The sequence below is a fragment of the Metabacillus sp. 113a genome, from assembly GCF_050107635.1.
Taxonomy (GTDB): Bacteria; Bacillota; Bacilli; order Bacillales; family Bacillaceae; genus Metabacillus_B.
Map to the genome: position 1 here is coordinate 162,243 of NZ_JBNILJ010000004.1, position 21,507 is coordinate 183,749.

Genomic DNA, 21,507 nt, shown 5'->3' on the forward strand with positions numbered 1-21,507 from the left:
AACTGTATTGTATGCTTCAGCGATTTAAGTATAATGGCTACATGAAAAAATAAAAAGGATGAAGAAATTTGATGATTTTAAAGTAACCTCTTCCAGCTATATCCTGAGCAAAAAATCACAGCAGAGATGGCTCCTGGAATGCCAGTTATCCTTATATCGAATCTCAATTAAACCTCCAGTCACGAAAAGGCATACCTGAACAATCCATAGTATAACGGCCCGAGAAATACAACCAAACTTCCCCCAATGACAAGCGGACGCGCGGATTTAGGAATTTCTTCGTAGATGGCTTCTCCGTTTATTTCCTTCAGTTTAAAGCTGAAAATAATATCCCACAGCAGCCCGCCAAAAAACACAAACTTCCATAAGAGCGGACTGAAAAAGTTTGAATCTGTCACATATCCCATTAACCCGATCCAGGTGATGACAGAGATAACAAAATCCAGGCGAAACAAATTTGTCTTATATCCGCCTTTTAATAAAAATCCGATTGCGGCTGTACCGAGAATTCCTAAGTAAATGACCCATAAAATATGTACCACTTGATCTACCTGCTTTCTATCATAATGGCTGCGGCTTCCAAATGCCGTATAGAGCTGCTTTCCTAACCCGCAACTATCATTATAGCTCATGCGATGCATGCTGCAGAAGATGAAGATTTCCGATGATTACTTCCAAGTGCCTATCCCACAAAAAAGTGCCTTCTATTCATATCCTGATTTTTAGGGAATACTATTAATATCTTGTCAGCATATGACGAGTACAACTTATTAAGGAGATGTAAGCATGAATATACAGTCATTGACTTTAAATAATGGAATACAGATGCCGGAGCTAGGGTATGGGGTGTTTCGCGTTGAGGAAGGCCCCGAGCTTGCGAAGGCTGTCAAAGCTGCCATTCAGATGGGCTACCGCAGCATCGATACCGCGTCCATTTACGGAAATGAAAAAAGTGTAGGGGATGGAATCAGACAGGCGATTGAAGAGGGACTGGTTTCGAGAGAAGAATTATTTGTGACGTCCAAAGTATGGAATGATGGGTTATCTTTTGATGAAACGGTCGCTGCGTACGAAGAGAGCCTGGTGAAAATGGGCTTGGATTATCTTGACCTTTACTTAATCCATTGGCCTGGGAAGGATAAATATCAGGAGTCCTGGAAAGCTCTTGAAGCTCTTTATAAAGAAAGCCGCGTAAAAGCCATCGGAGTAAGCAACTTCCAGGTTCACCACTTACAAAGTCTGCTTAAGGATGCCGAAGTGAAGCCGGTCATTAACCAGATTGAATTTCATCCTAAGCTGACCCAAAAAGAAGTGAGGGAATATTGCCTGGAGCAAAACATCCAAGTCGAGGCATGGTCCCCGCTCATGAATGGGGACCTGCTGAAAAATGAAACGATTCAAGGGATTGCCAAGGCTCATAACAAATCGGCTGCCCAGGTCGTTCTTCGCTGGGACCTGCAGCATGGGGTCATCACGATTCCAAAATCGATGAATGAAACAAGAATGCGTGAAAACATCAGTCTTTATGATTTCACCTTAACCGGAGAACAAATGGACCAGCTGGACGCTTTAAACGAAAACACCCGCAGCGGTCCAGACCCTGATGAATTTGATTTTAAAATGTAAAAGAGGCGCTTTGGAGGATCAGCAAATAATCCTTCAAAGCGTTTTTTTTTAACAAACAGATAGACTGCAAGAGGGCCCCCCTTACCTTATAAGAAGAAAAAACATATGGGAAGGTCAATTGTGCATAACTCCATCCGGTTTCCAATGAAAAACTCCTTTCATATAAAGCATGGCATTTTTTGAAAACTTGGCTCCCGGTTTTTCCATCGAACGGGCTTGTCTTGCACAAGCATAAATTTTGCTGTATCTGCTTATAACTCTGCGTCCGATAAAAATCCGTCCTCATTTCCTCTATCCCTATTCTCATATACTGGCAGGAGACAGCTGCAAAGGAGGGGAAAACGGTGGAAGGGATCTTGCAAACCGATGTACTGTTAAAGCTGAGTTTGGCCGCCGCCGCGGGAATCATTATCGGATTGGAGCGGGAGCTGAAGGGGAAACCGCTTGGGTTAAAAACGTGTCTCATCATTTCACTCACTGCTTGTTTGATGACAGTTGTTTCCCTTGAGTCTTCTTTTCTATATGCGGAAGCATATACCCGTCCGATGGATCCGGGAAGAATTCCATCTTATGTCATAAGCGGAATTGGATTTCTTGGAGCCGGAGTTATCTTAAGACGGAGCAATGAGGTCATATCCGGGTTGACGACGGCAGCTCTTGTATTTGCCTCTGCAGCCATTGGAATAACAATAGGAGCAGGGTTTTATGCAGAAGCTTTGATCAGCGTGGTCTTTATTTTTACGGGAATCCGCATTATTCCATACATTCTGGAGAGGTTTTTGATCAAGCGGCTCGGACATAAAGAATTTAAGGTGAAAATGTATACAGAAAAAGACTCAAATCTAACGGGTATATTGGATGAATTAAGCAGTAAAGGGCTCTGCATTACGCGCGTTCGTTTAAAGGAAGAAAAAGAAATGATTACGATTTACTGTATTGTCACATCCAGAAAAAAAACCGGTGTGACCGAAATATTTTACTGGATTAGAGGGACATCCGGAGTTTTCCTTTTGGATTTAGAGCATATGGATTGATCCGTTCCTGAAAAATAGGAAAAAAACCTGGGTGCCAGGTCTTTTTTATCCTCATGGGTGTATTTTCCTTGTAAAAAAATGTAGAATAAGAGAGTGAGTGAGACTGGAAAAATTTCCAGATAAAATATATCCTCTCAATTCGAAGGGAGATCCTCCACTATGACAGATCCGGCCACAAATACCTCTGAAAACCGCGAGCTGAAGAAAACGAGACAGCTGCGCATTAATATTCTTTTTCTTGCTGTATTTTTTATTTTTGTCCTTGTGATTGTCCGATTAGGCATTGTTCAAATTGTCCGCGGTGAGGAATATGTTAAAGAGGTTTCCAGAACAGAGACCAATATATCCTCCTATCCGGCACCCAGGGGGAAAATGTATGACAGGTATGGAAGAATCGTTGTTGACAATATTGGAGTGCCCGCAATCACGTATACGGTAGATAAAAAAACAAAGCCTGAGGATAAAATTAAAACAGCAAGCGAGCTGATTAAGCTTATCCAGGTGGAGGCAGAGGCGGTTAAAAAAATCAAAGAACAGGAAAGCGGCAGGGATTTGAAAGACTATTGGCTTGCCGCCTATCCTGATAAGGCCAAGGAGCTTCTATCAAAAAGCGATTTGAAAAAAGAAGGGAAAGACCAATACCGGATTCAGTTAGAAAAAGTTCCTAAGAAAGAAATTGAGAAATTGAAGCAGGATAACCGCCAGCTGTCTATGGCTGTTTTATTCAAAAGGTTCTCATCAGGCTATGAATATGAACCGCAGATCATTAAATCCCAGCTGCCTGCGGAGGAAGGGGAGACAGGCCCTGAATTTATCTTAACGAACGAGGAGATGGCCCGCGTTTCAGAGAATTTGGAAAAGCTGCCAGGGGTCAATATCATTACAGACTGGGAAAGGCAATATCCATATAAGAATCTCCTCGGATCCCTTCTCGGAAATGTCACATCGTCAGCTGAAGGAATTCCAAAGCATAAGCTGGACTACTTTCAATCGCGGGGCTACGCACGAAATGACCGCGTCGGTAAAGCTTATATCGAAGAACAGTATGAGCAGTATCTGAATGCGTCAAAGGCTAAAATTGAATATACAACCGATAAAGATGGAAATGTGACAGAAGAGGTGATAAGCACTGGAAGAAGGGGCTATGATCTCCAGCTTACATTTGATATGGAGCTTCAAAAAGAGGTTGAAAAGATTCTAGAGGAAGAGATTTTAAAGGGAAGAAGATCGTCCGGCAACCGTTTAGCCGATTCTGCCTTTGCCGTGGTGATGGATCCGAATACAGGGGATATCCTGTCTATGGCCGGGAAGCAATACCGGCTAAGCGAGAGCAGCAAGCCCTTCGATTTTTCATTCGGAACGTATAAGTCGCAGTATGAGATGGGGTCGGTTATAAAAGGCGCCACGATTCTCACAGCCTATCAGCACGGCCTGCCGATGTATACGACCTACTATGATGCTCCAGTGAAATTTGCGGGCACCGGACCGAAGTCGTCCGCAGGGGACCGGTCACTCGGACCCGTCAATGACATAGAGGCTCTAAAAAAGAGCTCGAACATTTATATGGTTAAGGCTGTGATAGAGCACATATCCGGATTCAGCTATGTAAAAAAGGATATGAAGTTTAAAGGAAGCTATGAGGATTTTGAGACTCTCCGCAACGGGTTTTATCAGTTTGGATTAGGGGTTCCGACAGGAATTGACCTGCCGGGTGAATCAAAAGGGTTTAAGTCAAAACCTTCAAATGAAGGACAGCTCATGGACTTTTCTTTTGGCCAGTTCGATACGTACACACCTCTCCAGCTGGCGCAATATGTATCTGCGATTGCAAACGGAGGCTACCGGGTTCAGCCCCGAGTGGTTAAGTCGATTCATGTCCCAACCAACCAGCCCGAGCTTGGACCGTATCATTTGAGCAAGGAACCGGAAATATTGAACCGCGTCAACAATTCACCAGAAGAAATCCGTCAAATTCAAAAAGGATTTAAGGCTGTCACCCAAACCGGAGGAACAGCTGCCGGGAAATTCCCGGGACTGGATGTAGCCGGAAAAACCGGTACGGCCCAAACAACCTATGTATATCCGAACTCAGATCGGAAAGAAATAACATTCAATATCACATTTGTCGGATATTACCCTTCAAGCGACCCGGAAATAGCTTTCAGTGTCGTCGTACCTTATGCAAAAGAAAACATGAACAAAGATATTTCAGCACGAATCGTCAAAGCCTATGCAGAGCTTCAGAAAAAATACGGCGGAGCGGATGACAAGGAGGAACTGGCGGAGTAAAGAGGGTCCCGTCGCTATAAGCGATGGGGCTTTTTCTAATCACTTAGGTATAGTTAAAGCATTTTTGTTTCATAGTATGAGAAACAGCCATACAAGGAGCGATCCTGCCTTGTCACAATTCCCCCTCATTCATACGAATTGCTGGGATGCTATCCTGGCAGTCCCTGCTGTCTTGATTATTACTCAGTTTCTGAAGATTTTCTCTCCTATACCAAGGCCTTATATCCCGTCGCTGGCTACGGTAACCGGGCTTGTCATCTCCATTTTTGTTAGCCACCGGCATGATTTAGCGCCGGCTTGATTATGGGTTTTTTTTATGGAAGTGCAGCAATCGGCAGCTACGCTTCACTGAAAACTTCATGGAGAGCTTAGCGTGAAGGCCTTGCAACCGCCAAATAAAAAAAGCAGACCTGAGATGGTCTGCTTTTCCCATTATTCACCTGAATCCACGTTATGATAAACCTGCTGAACATCCTCTAAATCCTCTAGGGCATCTATCATTTTTTCAAATTGAGCCAGTGCATCCTCTGGAAGCTCTACATCGTTTTGGGCAAGCATGGACAGCTCGGCCACGGTGAATTCGGTAATGCCGGCACCTTTGAAGGCTTCCTGCATGGCATGGAATTGATCGGGATCCGCATAAACTATCACTGAATCTTCTTCTTCGATGATATCACGGGCATCCACATCAGCCTCCATCAATAGCTCCAGAACGTCGTCCGATGACTTTCCTTCCACTCCAATGACAGCTGTTGCATCAAACATGTATGCGACAGAACCGCTGACTCCCATGTTTCCGCCGTTTTTCCCGAACGCTGCGCGCACCTCGGAGGCTGTGCGGTTTACATTGTTTGTGAGAGCATCAACAATCACCATTGAACCGTTAGGACCAAACCCTTCGTATCGCAGGGAATCATAGTTTTCCTCAGATCCGCCTTTTGCTTTTTCAATGGCGCGGTCAATGATATGTTTTGGCACATTGTATGTTTTCGCTCGCTCAAGAACGAACTTCAGAGACTGGTTCAACTCCGGGTCAGGTTCTCCCTGTTTGGCAACCACATAGATTTCACGGCCAAACTTGGCATAAATGCGGCTCGTGTTCTTGTCCTTTGCCGCTTTCTTCTCCTTAATATTGTTCCACTTACGGCCCATATACGTTCACTCTCTTTCGGTAATAAAATCTATAATAGGTTTTTGGTAAGAATAAGGAAGGCAATGGAAGATCCATTGCCTTTTATTATACCGTAATTTGGCGGGTGGTTACGAGTGTTTCTTCTTTTGTATTCGGGTTTGCCTTTTGTACCGGGATGCCTCAAATAAGCGGATTTGTTCTGGAGATTCTGGAATGCCTTTTGGAACGCGTGTTGCCTTCCCAGTTTCTTACAATGCAATCATTGCCAGAATCGAAGCAGTGGTCAAAATCTGTTCAAGGGGTCTTTCCAAGTCCTCCGATTCTACCTTAACCGAAACCATTTTCGGATAGATAGGAAGCAGCATTAGTCGGTATTTGTCGAAAAGTCGATATATCAAAATAATAGCCGATAAAAAATTATTTCGGTCGAAAAAATAAAATAATGACCGATAAAATTCCATTTCGGTCGATTTATGGGAATTTCGGTCGATATCACAAAATTCATGGGTAAATCCGTAGAAGGAAGACCACGTTTTTTGAAGAATACTCCTTAATAAGAAGAAAGGAGCATGAAAATGATCGCTAAACCACGAAAAACCCCTCTCTATATCCTCAAACTGCAGGCTTTGCTCAGAAGGTTACCTCCCAGCCATCCCAAAGTTCCTCAAATTACCGAAGAACTAACTAAAAGGATGGCTGGTTTCAAAGGTGAACTGGCGGCAGACTATCAGCTTTCATTGATCGATCATCCGAATCGGGTGATCCTGACGGATTTAAGGCTGCCGCATGCTTTCACACACTTTCAGATGGATACGCTGATAATATCCCCTAAAGCTGCTGTGATCATTGAAGTGAAAAACATAGCTGGTACAATCTATTTTGATCCAAAGTTCAATCAGCTGATAAGGAGAAAGGACGGTCAGGAAACCGCGTTTGCAGATCCTGTTCTTCAGTCGCGGCGTTTAGAATTCCAGTTCTCTGAATGGCTCAGGAAAAACCACTTCCCCGCTCTTCCCATCCACACACTGATTGTAATAAGCAACCCTCAAACCATTATCGAAACCCCTTCTGCCCATAGTGCTGCGTTAGCTAAGAAAGTCATACACGCACAGATGCTCCCTTTTGAACTAAAATTATTGGAAGCACAATATAAAAAAGTATTCTTGACCGAAAAGGAACTTGAGAAGATGGCAAGGAGCTTAAATAGGGCAAATGAGGAAATAGATGTCCAAATAACAAATAAATACGGAATTCTGCATTCTGAATTAGTAAAAGGAGTTCTCTGTCCTGATTGCCGCGGTCGGTTTGAAAGGTACAAAGGGGGCTGGCTTTGCAGCGGGTGCCAAAATAAAAATAAATTGGCTCATTTGGAGGCATTGAATGACTATCGGTTATTAATAGGCTCAACAATCACGAACAAGAAAATCAGAGAATATTTAAGCCTTGTAAGTCCATCCTCCGCTACTAAACTCCTCCAATCCCTCAACCTAAAATCCTCCGGCCAAAACAAGGGGCGAGTATATGAACTCGAGCTCCAGGAAAAAAGCACCCCATCATAAGGTGCTTTCTCGAACCATTAAGTCCATCCTCCGCTACCAAACTCCTTCAATCCCTCAACCTAAAATCTTCCGGCCAAAACAAGGGGCGGGTATATGAACTCGAGCTCCAGGAAAAAAGCACCCCATCATAAGGTGCTTTCTCGAACATTTAAGTCCATCCTCCGCTACTAAACTCCTCCAATCCCTCAACCTAAAATCCTCCGGCCAAAACAAGGGGCGGGTATATGAACTCGAGCTCCAGGAAAAAAGCACCCCATCATAAGGTGCTTTCTCGAACCATTAAGTCCATCTGTTATTCCGTACTTTCCCGTCTTGCCGCCTTCACTCGCCATAAGTTTTCACTAAAGTCATTCTTCATTGCATAAGTTTCAAACAGTACCTGATCAAAGCTGCTTTCGCAACCAGCTTTTACTGTTCATCATTCAAATTATTCCGTCCCCTTTTTCCACTTCTCCTGTTCAATCAGCATTTTGCCCGGCCATGTGTAGGCCATAATGCCGCCATCTGCTGTGATGTCTTCGCCGGTTACGTAGGAGCTGTCGTCGGAGGCGAGGAATAAAGCGACTGTCGCCATTTCCTCGGGACGGCCGAGGCGTCCGAGTGGTGTGATCCACTTGTTGGCTTCCCGGAATTGTTCACCCATGTTTTCCTGTTTGCTTCCCACCAGTTCATCGATTAGGGGTGTTTCGATCGTCCCCGGGGAAAGGGAATTGACTCTGATTCCGTCGCGGGCATAGTCGATTGCCATCGCGCGGGTGAAGTTGGTAATGCCGCCTTTTGCGGCGTTGTAGCCGGAGCGGTCCAGGTCGGCTGCGCGGCCGGACATGGAGGAGGTGTTGATGATGGAACCCCCATGTTCGAGCATGAGCGGGATCAGATACTTGCTTGTGAGAAAAGTCCCGCGCAAGTCAACAGCGATAATTTTGTCAAAGAGGTCGATAGGATATTCATGTACTTTTCCACCCTGCTGGTCCACACCTGCATTGTTAAACAGAATATGTATCACACCGTGCTTTTCTTTTACTTTTTCTGAGAATTCGATCACGTTTTTTTCGCTGGACACATCCAGGTGCCAGGCCTCAGCCTGTCCGCCATTTCCCTTGATCCGTTCAACGGTTTTCTTCATCTGCTCCTCATTGATGTCGGCACAGATCACATGTGCGCCTTCCCGGGCAAAAATTTCAGCTGTTGCCTGGCCGATGCCCGTGGCTGCTCCTGTAATCACTGCCGTTTTATTCTCTAATCTGCCCATTTTATAAAAACCTCCTATATATTGTATCTGACCGTAAGATTCCCTGTATGTGAAGAAGTAAACATAGGGATGGGCTCATTAAACCATACTCTATTAAAATAAGAAAACTCCCAACATTAAAACATTTATCCTTCAGGTTGCCTATTACTTTTGCCTGTTTTACAATAAGCAGTACTCAATTATCCTAATTTTATATCCTTGTATAATATCAGTTAAGATTCGGTCTGATAGTCTCTACCTGGCAGCCGCAAATGCCGGACTACAAGGAAGTATGAATAGAAGAGATGTGCGGTTCAGTCTGGTTTTTTAGCCAAGACCCCGGCATGCGGGCTCTGTTTTCATGCTTTCGGTCCAACTGGCTGAGGGTGAAAATTAGGGCTTTTTTTGTTGGGTAATGACATCCGGGAGTTGAGAGCATGTATTTTTTGATTAATATGTTGGGGATTTTTCTTGTCATTGGGCTGATTTTTGCCTTGTCTCCGAACAGGAAACAGATTAAGTGGAAGCCCATTGGCGTTTTGCTGGCTGCAGAACTGCTGATTACGTGGTTTATGCTCGGTACTAAAACAGGAGGACAGGCGATCCAAACCTTCGCATCGTTCTTTAATTGGCTCATCGAGTGCGCAAACGAAGGAATATCCTTCGTTTTTCCGTCGGTTATGGCCAATGAACAGGTGGACTTCTTTTTCAGTGCGCTGCTGCCGATTATTGTGATCGTTACTTTTTTTGATATTTTATCCTATTTTGGCATTTTAACTTGGATTATTGATAAAGTAGGCTGGGTCATTTCCAAGCTGTCCCGTCTCCCTAAGCTGGAAAGCTTTTTCTCCATTCAAATGATGTTTCTCGGTAATACAGAGGCACTGGCCGTGATCCGCCAGCAGCTGGTGGTGCTGAAGGATAACCGGCTGCTGACCTTTGGAATCATGAGTATGAGCAGCATCAGCGGTTCGATTATAGGAGCTTATCTGACCATGGTTCCTGCGGAGTATGTGTTCAGTGCGATTCCGCTAAACTGCCTGAATGCCTTGCTTCTTGCAAGCATGCTGAATCCTGTTGAAGTGCCGAAGGAGGATGACATTGTATACGTCCCTCCGAAGAGTGAAAAGAAGGACTTCTTTTCTACTATTTCCAACAGCATGATGGTTGGAATGAACATGGTTATCGTCATCCTTGCGATGGTGATCGGCTATGTCGCCTTAACAGCCATCCTTAATGGAATTCTTGGGTTTGTCGTTGATGGCTTGACCATACAGAAAATATTCTCGATCCTATTCAGTCCGTTTGCCTTCTTACTTGGCCTATCCGGCGAGGATACGATGTATGTTGCACAGCTGATGGGGATTAAAATGGCAACGAACGAATTTGTTGCGATGCTTGATTTGAAAAATAACCTTGATACGCTGAGCCCTCACACAGTTGCGGTGGCCACGACGTTCCTTACGTCATTTGCAAACTTCAGCACCGTAGGCATGATCTACGGTACATTCAATTCAGTTCTCGGTGAAGAAAAGTCTTCGATGATCGGGAAAAATGTCTGGAAGCTGCTAGTGAGCGGAATGGCTGTTTCTTTGCTCAGTGCGATGGTTGTCGGTCTGTTTGTCTGGTAATTAGCGGACAGACAGAGTGGTCAAGGCCCCGTTCCACCCGTAAAGCTTCGATAAAAGTGCTCAGAGCTCTGAGCACTTTTTCCTGTTGGGGAAGAGTCCATTTCATGCAAGCTCTTTAAGATAAAGCTGCCCTGCCCATAATGACAGCTCGTTTATCATGCGTCATGGTGCGAATTTATTCAGGAGGATGTAATCCTATAAACCTGACTTTAGAGGCATCCTTTAGCCGGCAGTGATCCGGCGCTCCCCATGTCCCGCTGCTTGCAGCCCGGAGTGTCACGCAATCCCCATGCTTTAACAAAGCCTAAAAACAAACCGCTGCATGAACATTACGTAACCAGGCTACATTAAGAGCATCCAAAAAGCATTTCACCTTTCTGCCTGTCTGTAAGGCCGCATATACTGAGAGGGTGAGGGGGAATCACATGAGCAATTGGACCATGAAGCAGACTTGGAGCAATTTGCTGTTTGTACACTGGCCCGTGAGCGCTGAATGGCTGCAAGCCCTGCTCCCGGACCCATTGAAGGCAGATACATATGAAGGAAGCGCCTGGATTGGCCTTGTTCCCTTTAAAATGGAGAAAATCCGATTCAGAGGCTTGCCGGAGGTTCCTCTCCTTTCCAGTCTGCTGGAACTGAATGTTCGTACATATGTCACCTATAACGGAAAGCCCGGGGTTTATTTTTTCAGCCTTGATGCCAGTCATCCCATAGGCGTATGGATTGCCAGAACTTTTTTTCATCTGCCCTATTTTCATTCTCAGATGAGGGCGGAATTTCAGCCAAATGAGATCAGCTTTTCCTCCAGGAGGATTCATAAGGGAGAGCCGCCTGCTCAGTTAAGACTAACCTATCGGCCAGGACCGGTTAAGACTCAGCCTGAACCCCTGGACCTCTGGCTCACGGAGAGATATTGCCTTTATACAGTGAAAAACAGGAAAATATACCGCGGGGACTTGAAGCATGCTCCTTGGAGCCTGCAGGACGGAACATGTGAAATCTTATCCGATACAATGACACGGGATTTTGGGAGGAGCGAACAGAAAACCCTGCATATTCTATATTCAAAAGCTGTGGAGACGGAGTTTTTTCCGTTTGTTAAATTGTGTTAACATGTAAAGGAAAGACTTAAAGTAGCACCTTTCACAAAAATGTTCGGAATTTTACACCTGGTTTTCTTACGGTAAACATAGTAAGATGAAGAGGCTATACACTCAGATATTGAGGAGGAAGATATGTCTAAACAAAAGCAGCTCATGCTTAAAAAGAACATGGCCCCATTTGAAAAATCAAGTGTGAAATCAAGCGTACGACAGCTATTCAATACATTTCCGCCCTTTTTTCTCCTTTGGTTTGCAGCCTATCAGTCTCTTGCGGTTTCCTATTGGCTGACATTAGCCCTGTCCATTCTAGCTGCAGGTTTTGTGATTCGGATCTTTATTATTTTCCATGATTGCTGCCATCAGTCTTTCATGAAAACCCGAAAAGGAAATGACATTCTTGGAATTATCAGCGGTGTTTTAACCCTGTTCCCATATGAGAAATGGAAAAGAGCCCATTCCATCCACCATGCGACCAGCAGTAATCTGAATAAGCGGGGTACCGGCGATATTTGGGTTCTGACAGTCGATGAATATGTAGCCTCTTCATTTTGGAGGAAAGCGGGCTACCAGCTTTACCGCAACCCGCTCGTTATGTTCGGACTCGGTCCATTTTACCTTTTTCTTGTTTCCAATAGGTTTAACCGTAAAGGGGCAAGAAAAAAAGAACGCCTGAATACGTATTTAATTAACTTTTTGATTGCCGGATCTTATGGACTGATGTGCTGGTGGATTGGATGGCAGGCTTTCCTGCTTATTCAGCTTCCGATTGTATTTGTATCCGGAGCACTTGGTATTTGGCTTTTTTATGTACAGCATCAATTTGAAGATTCGTATTATGAGAATGAGGAAGAATGGGATTATGTAAAGGCTGCAGTAGACGGCAGCTCTTACTACAAGCTTCCGAAGGTTCTGCAGTGGGTAACAGGGAACATTGGATTTCACCATGTTCACCATTTAAGTCCGAAGGTTCCAAACTATAACCTGGAAAAGGCGCATCAATCCACGCCGCCGCTTCACAAGGCGACAACGATTACGCTCGCATCCAGTTTGAAATCCCTGCGGTTCCATTTATGGGATCAAAAAAACAAAACGTTCGTACGTTTTAAGGATATTAAGCATCTCCTTCGCAAACCAAAAACGGAAATGTAACATGTCCAGGCCTGCAGCGTTTAAGCTGCAGGCTTTTTGTATGCTGTTCTGCTGCATATTTTTCCCGGCCTGTGGAAAGATAGGGGTAATTGAGGTGAGACGGATGCATAACTCCGGAAGCGGATTTTCAGGACAAAAGCGCTTACTTTCTTCTGGAAAAGCAGAGGAAACAGTCCAGTATGTAAAGGATGCCTTTTTTCAGGCAGATGATTTGAAAATGAAGCAGCTTATTTTTAACGGGAAGCCTGCTTATATCATGTACATAGATTCGATTGCAGACCGGGATCAGATCCAGACCAATGTCCTGAAGCCTTTATTGAAAACTCCGGAGGGGAAAATTGAAGACCTGGCCGCTGTCACCATTTTGAAAAAGACTTATGAGCTTGAACAAGCGGTTCAAGCCATGTTGGAGGGGGATTGTCTTTTTTTCACAGATGGAAGAAAAGAACTATGCTTGCTAAATGTCTACAAAAAAGATATGGAAAGCGGGCAGGAGCCGAATAATGAGAAAATAATCCGCGGCTCCCATCAAAGCTTCTCTGAAAACGTGATGAAGAACATTCATTTTATCCGGGAACGGATAAAAAGCCCGGCTCTCACTGTTAAGTTCCATTCTGTAGGGAGAACTAGCCGTTCAAAGCTAGCGTTCGTTTACGTGGGGAAAATCGCAAATCCTGCCCTTTTGGAGGAAATAGAGCGAAGGCTGAGCTATCTGCAGGTGGATTCAGTGCAGTCGCCAGGCTATTTTGAAGAGTTTATTGAAGACTGCCCGTTTTCACCTTTTCCGCAAATTTTGAATACAGAAAGACCGGACCGCGCGGCAGCGAACTTGATGGATGGCCGGATAGCGGTTTTGATGGAAGGCAGTCCAACCGTTCTCATTCTCCCGGCCACTTTTTTCTCTTTTTTCCAATCATCAGAGGATTATAATATGCGGACGGTGCTCGGTTCTTTTTTCAGGCTGATCCGCGTCATCTCTTTCATTATTGCACTGATTCTTCCGGCATTCTACATAGCCCTCGTTTCCTTTAATTATGAAGTCATTCCGGTAGAGATTGTCTTCTCGATTAAAAACTCTTTGGAATTTGTGCCGTTTCAGCCTGTGCTGGAAGCGATGATTATGCAGCTCACACTTGAACTTTTGAGGGAAGCGGCCATCCGGCTTCCGAAAGCCATTTCACAAACGATTGGTGTAGTGGGTGGTTTGGTCATTGGGACTGCGGTCGTGGATGCCCATCTAGTATCAAACACGATGATTATTGTTGTCGCTATAACGGCCATCTCTTCCTTTGTTATTCCTTCCAATGAAATGAGCAATACCATCCGGATATTGGGGTTTCCGATCATGCTGATGTCCGCGTTATTCGGTTTTTTCGGAATTGTCATCTCCATGATGCTCATCTTGGTTCACCTCGTAAAGCTTCAGCCGTTTGGCAGCCCGTATTTATATCCGCTTGCCCCGTTTAACACAAAGTTCTTTAAGGATACGGTTCTGCGTTTCCCTGTATGGATGATGAATGAACGCCCTGAGGATGCGAAGCCCGTTTATCTTTGGAAGGAATCAAGATCCAGAGGGTGGAAACGAAATGAATAACCGAGTGACGGTGTTTCAGCTTTACTTTTTTATTATCCAGACTCAAATTGGAGTAGGCATTCTTGGCCTGCCTTTTGAGGTGCAAATGGAAGCTAAAGGGAATGCATGGATTTCAATTCTCCTTTCAGGGGTACTTATTCAGCTGATCCTTACATTGTACTGGCTATTGGCAAAGCGCTATCCGAATCAGAATCTATATGAGTACTCGCCGCAGCTTCTTGGAAGGTTTTTTGGCGGAGCAACAAATCTTTTGTATGGTGTTTATGGGATTGCCGTGATGGCTGTCATCCTCATTTTTGCGGTAGGTGTCATCAAGGATTGGGTGCTTGACGAAACGCCTAGATGGATTATTCTCGCGATGATTTGTCTAGTTGGAGTGTATCTTGGCAAGGAGAAGCCGGATGTGATTGCAAAATTTCACGTCATCGTTTCAGGGCTGATCCTTCTGCTTCTTGTCATCACCATCATCGCCCTCTTCAACTATCCGCTGGAAATAAGGTATTTGTTTCCCATTACTCAAACCGGAGTGAAGGAAATACTAAACGGAGTGACTAAAGTGTATTTTTCCATGATTGGCTTCGAGCTGCTTTTGATCATTTATCCTTATATGAAGGCAAGGACATCGCTTTCGATTTTAAAGTCAGCGTCGCTTGCAAACGTGACGGTCACATCTGTTTATGCCTATTTAACTGTCGTATGTCAAATTGTTTTCAGCCCTAGAGAAATGGAGATTATTCCACAGCCAATCCTCTATCTGGTGAAGGCGCTATATATTCATGTAGTAGAGAGGTTCGATTTGCTTTTTGTCTCTATTTGGGTTGTAAATGTTGCAACCTCTTATATAAGTTATTTGTTTCTCACGCTTGAAGGAATGAAGGCTGTTTTTAAAAAGGCCAAAAGATCCTTTCTTGCTTATCTAATTTGTGCAAGTACGTTTTTATTCGCTCTTTTAATAACGAAAGAGGAGCATGCTAATTTTTTGAATGACCTTTTATTGAAAGCAACTGTTTTTTTTCTATTGTTTGTTCCGTTCCTGCTTCTGGGCCTTTCATTGATTATTTCCAAAATGAACAGAAAAAGGAGTACGTAGATGCGAAAATTCACAATAACAGCCTTAGCTGCCCTGCAGCTGTTTTTAGCAGGATGCTGGGATCAGAGGCTTCTGAAAGAAAGCCGCCTTGTATTTGGGACTGGAATCGATCTTATGGATAACGAAAAGCTTTATGTTTCCGCTGTGATTAGAGACTTTATGAGCGGTGCGCCGACCAATACAATCGTTCACACGGAAGCGGATACATTAAGAGAATCAAGGATGAAAATGGACCGTAAAGTATCAGGCAGATTTGACCCATCGAAAAACAGGATATTTCTGCTCGGAGAAAATTTGGCCAAAAGTGATTTGTATTCCTATTTGGATGTTTTATACAGGGATTCGAATAGTTCTGTTTCTTCAAAAGTAGCCATTGTCAAAGGGAAAGCCAGCGAAATTATGAATATGACAAAGGTGCAGAACGTTCTGATATCGGAGTATTTAATCGAATTAATAGAGAGTGATGAGAAATCGACAAGCATTCCCGCACACAGCCTTCAGACAATTTGCACGGTGATGTTTGATGAAGGAAAGGATTTTGGTCTGCCGCTTCTGAAAAAACAGCTTGATGAAATCGTAGTGGATGGGATGGCTCTTTTTCATAAACGATCATTAGCCGGGTACTTAAATGTTAATGAATCCACCCTGCTCCTCCTGCTAATGGGGGAAAAGTCAAAATCAGCAGGCTATGTGAGCAAAGTGAGCGATGAGGAGAAACCTGAAAAAAATAATTTTATAACCTACTCCTTCTTAAAGGTTAAATCGAAAATGAACATAGCTGAAGCGGCTCCTGAGAGGATTAAAGCAAACCTTACGATGAGGGCTACGATAAACGTAAAAGAATACCCCCAGGATTCTTTAACGGATAAGAAAGTATTAAAGGAGCTGAATAAGAAAATTTCAGAGCAGCTGACCGCAGATGCCAAAGCCGTTATTCAAAAAATCCAAGAAGCAAACAGCGATATGTTTGGGATTGGAAGGGAATTAATGGCACACCATCCGGATACGTGGAAGAAGATGGACTGGGAACAGGATTATCAGAACGTCGAAATCATACCTAAGGTTGAGGTGGAAATCACGGAGCACGGGATCATTAATTAATAGAAAATGATCGAGAGAATGTGCATGCTCTGACTGATAAAGAATGGCAGAAAGAGCCGAACGCCGAACAAAAAAGGACCCGCCCGCGGGCAAGTCCTTTTTATTTTACAACTCGATATCCTCTGGTCCTTCAATGACTCTGCCTGCCGTTGATTCAAGGTTTGCGATTGGATCGCTTTCCTTCAGGTCTTTGAATTGAAGTCCGGTTAAAGATTCTATTTTTGAAAGGGGCACCTGATAGGTTTTGTAATCGCCGTATGCGAATTCAAGATCCCCGATTAAATTTTTCTGCGATTGAAGGTAGGCGGTGGCAGAAATAGACTCATCTTCTTTTACCATAACCGCAACCTTCCAGAATTCAGCCGGTATTTTCGTGTCGCGATAGACGAGGTCATCGTCTCTAAAGACAGGACCTGTAAAAATGGTCGCTTTAAATTGATGGTTTTCAGCATTTTCGAGAATATAGTTTTCTAAATCAAGCCACGTTTTTTGATTCAGGTTTTTATGCTGCGGAGAGCAGTTTGTAAAATGGAACGTATCCTCGTTCGCCTTTTTGGCATCTTTGCCCCACACCGGGTCTCTTCTCCGGACTAAATGGCCGCGGTCCAAATCGTTCCGCCTGTATAACTCTTCTCCCGTTTGATGGTTTTCATCAATTCTCGGATCAAAATACCAGGAGTCTTTCCCGCGCTTGACTTCTTTAATCTGTTCTCCATCAATGTTGACAACGGTGTAAAACGCGATTTTTCTTGATTTGCTCATGACAATGGAGAAATGGGTATAGTTTAAAACGTTTCCTCCTGATTTGACAGGAGCTGCATCCTTTTCAATGTTCTCTCCAAGTTCTGGTAAAGAAACGGTGTGCTTGCTGCCAAGAAATTCCGGATCATATCCGCTGCTGTTTTCATACTCGGAAGGCTTTAATTTTTCCACTTTCATTGGTTTTTCTTCTTCGATTTCAATCTCCTGGTCATTCAATAAGGCAGCAAGCTGTTCTCTTTTTTGCCCTCTCAGTACGGTCTTCTGTTCAGATAGAAAACGGACAATGCTGCTGATCCGAATGCCTTCGTTCGCTGTGTATTTTTCAGGATCTTCAGGATCGGGGACGCCTGCATGATGGAGAGCGACGATCACCCACTCATCATTGAAAACCGGTGAACCGGATGATCCTTCATTCGTGTCCGTAGAATAATGAATGTAATCATCAAATACATCTGAAATTTGGTTATCCCTGATTGCCAGTGCTTTCGGGGCTCCTGATGGATGCTGAATGATGGAAACATACTCACCAACGAGCGCTTTTCCTGATTTGGCATGAAGCGGAATGTGTCCAAAGTCGCTCAGCGGTGACCCGTCAGCAGATGTCTCTTCAACCGCGACAAGCGTGATATCCAGTTTTTCGTCTGTTATAAAAAGCTGTTCAGGTGTTATCTGGAAACTCTTAATCTGCTTTTCTTTTAAATGTATATCCAGCTCATAATTAAATTGTGCCAAGCTGTTTAAAGCGGTGTCTTCATCAGTAAGAACATGATGATTCGTCATTAAAAGGTTGGGGGAAATGAGAAATCCTGTACCGTGTCCAAGAACTCTGCCGATTCGGTCTCTAATCTCAATTCTGCATACAGATTTTGATGCTTGAATTCCGGCTTCAAGGTAGGAAATAGGAAACAGGTTGTTTTCTCCGACAATTCGTTCGATGGCGAGACCATCCCGCGGACTGAGAATCGCTTGCCGATATGCGGCTCTTTCCGGTGTGTCCACTTCAAGGGGATTTTTTGTCTCGAGCTTCTTTGACAGCTTTTTGCGCTCTTCTGAACGGTCTTCGTACCGCTTACGGGCCTCTTGATTCTGTTTAGCTGCAAGTTCCTGGTTCCACTGTTTCTGAGACTCTTTCAAACGAATGGTCATGGTTCCCTCCTGTAAGTTTGTTCTAATCCCTTCCATATACGGGGGACTCTACCATTATAAAAGAGACTTTCATGAAGCTCAAATCCTGGCTTATGTAAAAGCGGGTATGCTAACTTAGAAGAAGATACATGTGTGCCGCAAGCCCCATTCTGTTTCGCCGCAAATGGTGCTGATGGCGCAGCATCTGTTCTATCATAAAGGAGAGATTTGCATGATTAAGCTAACCGATCAAGCAAGACAGCAGTTCACTCAGACGCCTGCCGGAACCGTATTCTCCATTCCCTTTGACCCAGGCAGCTGTGACATTGTTAACAATGTGTACGAGATAAAAGGGGTTCAGGATCGGGAGTTGGAGGAACGGGAACAGAAAGTGACAGCAGACGGAATTACATTTATCGTAGATAAAGATTTTGGCGAGAGCTTTGACAATGATTTGACGATTGATTTTGCCAGCAATCACTTTGTGCTGAGAAACAGGAACCAAATCTTTAACAGCCGGGTCAGGCTTACTGTGGAAGAGCAGAAGGGGAGCTGAACAAGGGCTTGAAGGGTAGGGCCAGGCTTGTGCTGCCTGACTTTCTCAGCCTGCCGCATAAAAAAAGTGCTCAAATTTGAGCACTTTTTTTGTAAAATGGGAATATTTGAGCAGCTTGGCGGCTGCACCAGCCGCGACATATTACTTCCGGTTCTTTGTAACGTATTGAACAATCTTCCGAAGCTCAGTGACTGCCGGACGTCCGAATGGGCTCGTTTGTCTTTGCTGATAAAGGACCTTTCCATCCTCGTCAATGAGAAAATAAGCAGGCTCTCCATGAGCACCGTGGTCTTCGTAAGGAGCATCCTCTCCGTGATAGAAAACATCATAGCTTTTTAAGGCTTCCAATTGCTCATCTGCTAAAATCGGGAAGGTTAAGCTGTTATCCTCAGCCATCTTCTTCAAATCTTCTTTTTTATCAGTCGAGATCGTGATCAGGTGAACATTTTTATCCTGAAAATAAGCATTGCTTTCCTGAAGGCTGTTCAGGTCACTCACACAAACCGGGCACCACGCGCCTCTGAAAAAAATAACCAGGTGCAGGCTCTTATGCTCGCTTAGATGGGAATCAAAAGAAAATTCCTCTCCAGTTACTGCTGGCAGTGTAAAATTCGGTGCCTTTTCTCCTAATTGAAAAGCTGGCATACTAAATTCCTCCTATCCATTTATGATTTCGTGTTTACTATACCCCCTTCCTGACAAATTCAACAGATTTCTGCTCATCCCAGACACATTTGACAAAACTTGAATCGTATCATAATTTGAAATCAACAGCATATCAATTGGTAAAATGAAGGGGGAGTCTGAACGATTTGTGATTCTGGAAACGTTGAAAGAACTAGAATGAGAGGGTTTTAATAATTGGTGCAGAGCAGCTGGAAGATGATCCGCGAAATGGCGAGGCTTCTGACAGGCCCTATCTTTTTTTCATTAATCTTTATAAAGCTAAATTAAGATGCTAGTTTCTGCCGCCTGTCACCCGGAAGCATTTAAAATCTGCTATAAAGACCTGTTTGATGCTATTCTGAGATGGAAACCGGATGAAGAAGAAATTAGAGCGTGAAAAATGATGGAGGAGAGTTTGTGCGGAATACTTGTAAAAAGGAGCTGGAGAAATGAAGCAAAGGGACCTGTATCGGGAATTTTTCCTCCACACGGATATTTGGATCATGGCTGCTATTTTTGCGGCGCTTGGAGGCTTGATTATTTCGCTTGGGACAGCTTGGCATAGTATTCTGTTTTTCGCAGGCGGTCTTATTCTTTTTGTTTTTAGTGAATACTTGACCCACCGGTTTCTGTTCCATTTAAAGCCGCCGGAAAACCGTTATTTACTTCAGTTTTTAAAGCGCTTACATTACGATCATCATAAACATCCAAACGATTTAAAGCTTTTATTTCTGCCTGTATGGTACAGCATTCCCAATTTCCTTGTCCTGGCAGGGATTTGTTATTTGATAACCAGAGATACAGCCGGTACGGCTGCCTTTGGAATGGGTTTGATCCTCATGTTGCTGGCATATGAATGGAAGCATTATGTCGCACACCGCCCGATCAGGCCCCGCTCAGCATTTGGGAAATGGATGAAAAAGACCCACCAGCTCCATCACTTTAAAAATGAAAACTACTGGTACGGCGTTTCCAATCCGATTGGAGATATCCTGTTCGGAACTTTGAAGGATGAAAAGAAGGTAGAAATGAGCCAAACGGCGAAGGATTTGGAAAAGAGAGGCTGATCATGTTGAAACGAATTGCGATTGTTACCGGCGCTTCCCGTCTAAATGGAATCGGAGCCGCTATAGCCAGAGAGCTTGCAGAAGCAGGGTGTGATCTCTTCATCACATCCTGGACACCCTTTGACCGGGATGTGTATCAAAACTCAAGGGAAGGGGAGCCCCTGCTGCTGCTCAAGGAACTGCAAGCCAGGGGAATTCGCGCCGAATGGATGGAAGCGGATCTATCGGATCCCGCCATTCCTGAACGAATTATTGAAAAAGTCAGCGGAAATTTTGGAGCAGCACCGGATATTCTCGTCAATAATGCGGCTTACAGCGTAAATAAAGATATTTTTGAATTGACTTCAGGAGACATGGATCTGCACTACAAAGTGAATGTAAGGGGAACCGTTCTGATGTGTACGGCATTTGCGAAAAGGTTTTCCAGGGAGTATGGAGGGCGGATCATCAACATGACTTCCGGGCAATCACTTGGCCCCATGCCGGGAGAAATTCCCTATGTTGCCAGCAAAGGCGCCATAGATGCGCTAACGATTTCTCTTTCAGCAGAACTTGCCCCTATAGGCATCACAGTAAATGCTGTTAATCCCGGTCCGACCGACAGCGGATGGATGAACCGGGAAACCAAAGAGCACCTTGAACCATCGGCCAGCCAGCCGACGCCGCCCGCCTTATACGCTTTCTCGCAAGCGAAGAAGCCGAATGGATCACTGGACAAGTCATCCACTCTGAAGGGGGATTTCGGAGGCAGCCGGTTTAAACTGGCATGGCATGAGATGAACTGTCTTTATT

18 protein-coding genes, 2 pseudogenes and 1 riboswitch are annotated in these 21,507 nt (G+C 44.2%); of the genes and pseudogenes, 15 read left to right on the plus strand and 5 right to left on the minus strand.

What is annotated here, in order from left to right:
* Nucleotides 1–179 precede the first annotated feature (179 nt).
* A complete protein-coding gene (locus ACQCVE_RS09070) occupies nt 180–632 on the minus strand; it encodes a hypothetical protein (protein WP_426862532.1) in 453 nt (150 codons plus the stop codon).
* Nucleotides 633–786: 154 nt separating this feature from the next.
* Here ACQCVE_RS09070 and ACQCVE_RS09075 point away from each other — a divergent pair, with 154 nt between their 5' ends.
* From ACQCVE_RS09075 to ACQCVE_RS09090, 4 genes and pseudogenes are all read left to right on the plus strand, one after another.
* Nucleotides 787–1,626: an aldo/keto reductase gene (locus ACQCVE_RS09075; protein ID WP_426862534.1), complete on the plus strand. Its 840-nt coding sequence runs from the start codon at nt 787–789 to the stop codon at nt 1,624–1,626.
* Between the two features lie 344 nt (nt 1,627–1,970).
* The gene (locus ACQCVE_RS09080; protein WP_426862536.1) at nt 1,971–2,660 is read left to right on the plus strand and encodes an MgtC/SapB family protein; all 690 of its coding nucleotides are present in this window, start codon (nt 1,971–1,973) and stop codon (nt 2,658–2,660) included.
* 159 nt (nt 2,661–2,819) lie between these two features.
* Nucleotides 2,820–4,949, plus strand: coding sequence for a peptidoglycan D,D-transpeptidase FtsI family protein (locus ACQCVE_RS09085; protein ID WP_426842769.1), 2,130 nt, complete (start codon nt 2,820–2,822; stop codon nt 4,947–4,949).
* Nucleotides 4,950–5,025: 76 nt separating this feature from the next.
* Nucleotides 5,026–5,321, plus strand: a pseudogene (locus ACQCVE_RS09090) (hypothetical protein).
* A gap of 60 nt (nt 5,322–5,381) precedes the next feature.
* Here ACQCVE_RS09090 and ACQCVE_RS09095 read toward each other — a convergent pair.
* Entirely contained in the window at nt 5,382–6,101 is a 720-nt protein-coding gene (locus ACQCVE_RS09095) for a YebC/PmpR family DNA-binding transcriptional regulator (protein WP_426842767.1), read from the minus strand.
* Between the two features lie 193 nt (nt 6,102–6,294).
* Here ACQCVE_RS09095 and ACQCVE_RS09100 point away from each other — a divergent pair, with 193 nt between their 5' ends.
* Entirely contained in the window at nt 6,295–6,432 is a 138-nt protein-coding gene (locus ACQCVE_RS09100; RefSeq protein WP_426862537.1) for a hypothetical protein, read from the plus strand.
* Between the two features lie 224 nt (nt 6,433–6,656).
* Nucleotides 6,657–7,640, plus strand: a complete 984-nt coding sequence (locus ACQCVE_RS09105; protein WP_426862539.1) for a nuclease-related domain-containing protein — start codon at nt 6,657–6,659, stop codon at nt 7,638–7,640.
* Between the two features lie 427 nt (nt 7,641–8,067).
* Here ACQCVE_RS09105 and ACQCVE_RS09110 read toward each other — a convergent pair whose 3' ends face one another.
* Nucleotides 8,068–8,892 carry an SDR family oxidoreductase gene (locus ACQCVE_RS09110; protein WP_426862541.1) on the minus strand — a complete coding sequence of 275 codons (825 nt, stop codon included), beginning with the start codon at nt 8,890–8,892 and terminating at the stop codon, nt 8,068–8,070.
* A gap of 178 nt (nt 8,893–9,070) precedes the next feature.
* Nucleotides 9,071–9,174, plus strand: a riboswitch (purine riboswitch).
* A gap of 134 nt (nt 9,175–9,308) precedes the next feature.
* On the opposite strand from ACQCVE_RS09110, the gene ACQCVE_RS09115 reads away from it, so the two are divergent.
* From ACQCVE_RS09115 to ACQCVE_RS09140, 6 genes are all read left to right on the plus strand, one after another.
* Nucleotides 9,309–10,502, plus strand: coding sequence for a nucleoside transporter C-terminal domain-containing protein (locus tag ACQCVE_RS09115; protein WP_426862543.1), 1,194 nt, complete (start codon nt 9,309–9,311; stop codon nt 10,500–10,502).
* Between the two features lie 425 nt (nt 10,503–10,927).
* Nucleotides 10,928–11,614: a YqjF family protein gene (locus ACQCVE_RS09120; protein WP_426862544.1), complete on the plus strand. Its 687-nt coding sequence runs from the start codon at nt 10,928–10,930 to the stop codon at nt 11,612–11,614.
* A 123-nt stretch (nt 11,615–11,737) separates the two neighbouring features.
* Nucleotides 11,738–12,754 carry a fatty acid desaturase gene (locus tag ACQCVE_RS09125; RefSeq protein WP_426842762.1) on the plus strand — a complete coding sequence of 339 codons (1,017 nt, stop codon included), beginning with the start codon at nt 11,738–11,740 and terminating at the stop codon, nt 12,752–12,754.
* A 103-nt stretch (nt 12,755–12,857) separates the two neighbouring features.
* A complete protein-coding gene (locus tag ACQCVE_RS09130; RefSeq protein WP_426862660.1) occupies nt 12,858–14,348 on the plus strand; it encodes a spore germination protein in 1,491 nt (496 codons plus the stop codon).
* The gene (locus ACQCVE_RS09135) at nt 14,341–15,438 is read left to right on the plus strand and encodes a GerAB/ArcD/ProY family transporter (RefSeq protein WP_426842761.1); all 1,098 of its coding nucleotides are present in this window, start codon (nt 14,341–14,343) and stop codon (nt 15,436–15,438) included. The genes ACQCVE_RS09130 and ACQCVE_RS09135 overlap by 8 nt, the downstream gene beginning before the upstream one ends.
* Nucleotides 15,439–16,539 carry a Ger(x)C family spore germination protein gene (locus ACQCVE_RS09140; RefSeq protein ID WP_426842760.1) on the plus strand — a complete coding sequence of 367 codons (1,101 nt, stop codon included), beginning with the start codon at nt 15,439–15,441 and terminating at the stop codon, nt 16,537–16,539.
* Nucleotides 16,540–16,644: 105 nt separating this feature from the next.
* Here ACQCVE_RS09140 and ACQCVE_RS09145 read toward each other — a convergent pair whose 3' ends face one another.
* Complete coding sequence (locus ACQCVE_RS09145; protein ID WP_426862546.1) at nt 16,645–18,447, minus strand: DNA/RNA non-specific endonuclease; 1,803 nt, start codon at nt 18,445–18,447, stop codon at nt 16,645–16,647.
* Between the two features lie 211 nt (nt 18,448–18,658).
* Between ACQCVE_RS09145 and ACQCVE_RS09150 the strand changes: the two genes are divergently transcribed.
* Nucleotides 18,659–18,982, plus strand: a complete 324-nt coding sequence (locus tag ACQCVE_RS09150) for an iron-sulfur cluster biosynthesis family protein (protein ID WP_426842758.1) — start codon at nt 18,659–18,661, stop codon at nt 18,980–18,982.
* A 141-nt stretch (nt 18,983–19,123) separates the two neighbouring features.
* On the opposite strand, the gene ACQCVE_RS09155 is transcribed toward ACQCVE_RS09150, so the two are convergent.
* Nucleotides 19,124–19,627: a peroxiredoxin family protein gene (locus ACQCVE_RS09155; RefSeq protein ID WP_426842757.1), complete on the minus strand. Its 504-nt coding sequence runs from the start codon at nt 19,625–19,627 to the stop codon at nt 19,124–19,126.
* Between the two features lie 470 nt (nt 19,628–20,097).
* Between ACQCVE_RS09155 and ACQCVE_RS09160 the strand changes: the two genes are divergently transcribed.
* Together ACQCVE_RS09160 and ACQCVE_RS09165 are read left to right on the plus strand one after the other, a co-directional pair.
* Nucleotides 20,098–20,715, plus strand: a complete 618-nt coding sequence (locus ACQCVE_RS09160) for a sterol desaturase family protein (protein WP_426842756.1) — start codon at nt 20,098–20,100, stop codon at nt 20,713–20,715.
* Between the two features lie 2 nt (nt 20,716–20,717).
* A pseudogene (locus ACQCVE_RS09165) lies at nt 20,718–21,475 on the plus strand (SDR family oxidoreductase).
* The last annotated feature ends 32 nt before the right edge of the window (nt 21,476–21,507 follow it).

Bases quoted from the DNA above. Each gene is read 5' to 3' on its own strand.
- ACQCVE_RS09070 (WP_426862532.1), bottom strand. From the start codon at position 632: ATGAGCTATAATGATAGTTGCGGGTTAGGAAAGCAGCTCTATACGGCA.
- ACQCVE_RS09075 (WP_426862534.1), top strand. From the start codon at position 787: ATGAATATACAGTCATTGACTTTAAATAATGGAATACAGATGCCGGAG.
- ACQCVE_RS09085 (WP_426842769.1), top strand. From the start codon at position 2,820: ATGACAGATCCGGCCACAAATACCTCTGAAAACCGCGAGCTGAAGAAA.
- ACQCVE_RS09095 (WP_426842767.1), bottom strand. From the start codon at position 6,101: ATGGGCCGTAAGTGGAACAATATTAAGGAGAAGAAAGCGGCAAAGGAC.
- ACQCVE_RS09100 (WP_426862537.1), top strand. From the start codon at position 6,295: ATGCCTTTTGGAACGCGTGTTGCCTTCCCAGTTTCTTACAATGCAATC.
- ACQCVE_RS09105 (WP_426862539.1), top strand. From the start codon at position 6,657: ATGATCGCTAAACCACGAAAAACCCCTCTCTATATCCTCAAACTGCAG.
- ACQCVE_RS09110 (WP_426862541.1), bottom strand. From the start codon at position 8,892: ATGGGCAGATTAGAGAATAAAACGGCAGTGATTACAGGAGCAGCCACG.
- ACQCVE_RS09115 (WP_426862543.1), top strand. From the start codon at position 9,309: ATGTATTTTTTGATTAATATGTTGGGGATTTTTCTTGTCATTGGGCTG.
- ACQCVE_RS09120 (WP_426862544.1), top strand. From the start codon at position 10,928: ATGAGCAATTGGACCATGAAGCAGACTTGGAGCAATTTGCTGTTTGTA.
- ACQCVE_RS09125 (WP_426842762.1), top strand. From the start codon at position 11,738: ATGTCTAAACAAAAGCAGCTCATGCTTAAAAAGAACATGGCCCCATTT.
- ACQCVE_RS09130 (WP_426862660.1), top strand. From the start codon at position 12,858: ATGCATAACTCCGGAAGCGGATTTTCAGGACAAAAGCGCTTACTTTCT.
- ACQCVE_RS09135 (WP_426842761.1), top strand. From the start codon at position 14,341: ATGAATAACCGAGTGACGGTGTTTCAGCTTTACTTTTTTATTATCCAG.
- ACQCVE_RS09140 (WP_426842760.1), top strand. From the start codon at position 15,439: ATGCGAAAATTCACAATAACAGCCTTAGCTGCCCTGCAGCTGTTTTTA.
- ACQCVE_RS09145 (WP_426862546.1), bottom strand. From the start codon at position 18,447: ATGACCATTCGTTTGAAAGAGTCTCAGAAACAGTGGAACCAGGAACTT.
- ACQCVE_RS09150 (WP_426842758.1), top strand. From the start codon at position 18,659: ATGATTAAGCTAACCGATCAAGCAAGACAGCAGTTCACTCAGACGCCT.
- ACQCVE_RS09155 (WP_426842757.1), bottom strand. From the start codon at position 19,627: ATGCCAGCTTTTCAATTAGGAGAAAAGGCACCGAATTTTACACTGCCA.
- ACQCVE_RS09160 (WP_426842756.1), top strand. From the start codon at position 20,098: ATGAAGCAAAGGGACCTGTATCGGGAATTTTTCCTCCACACGGATATT.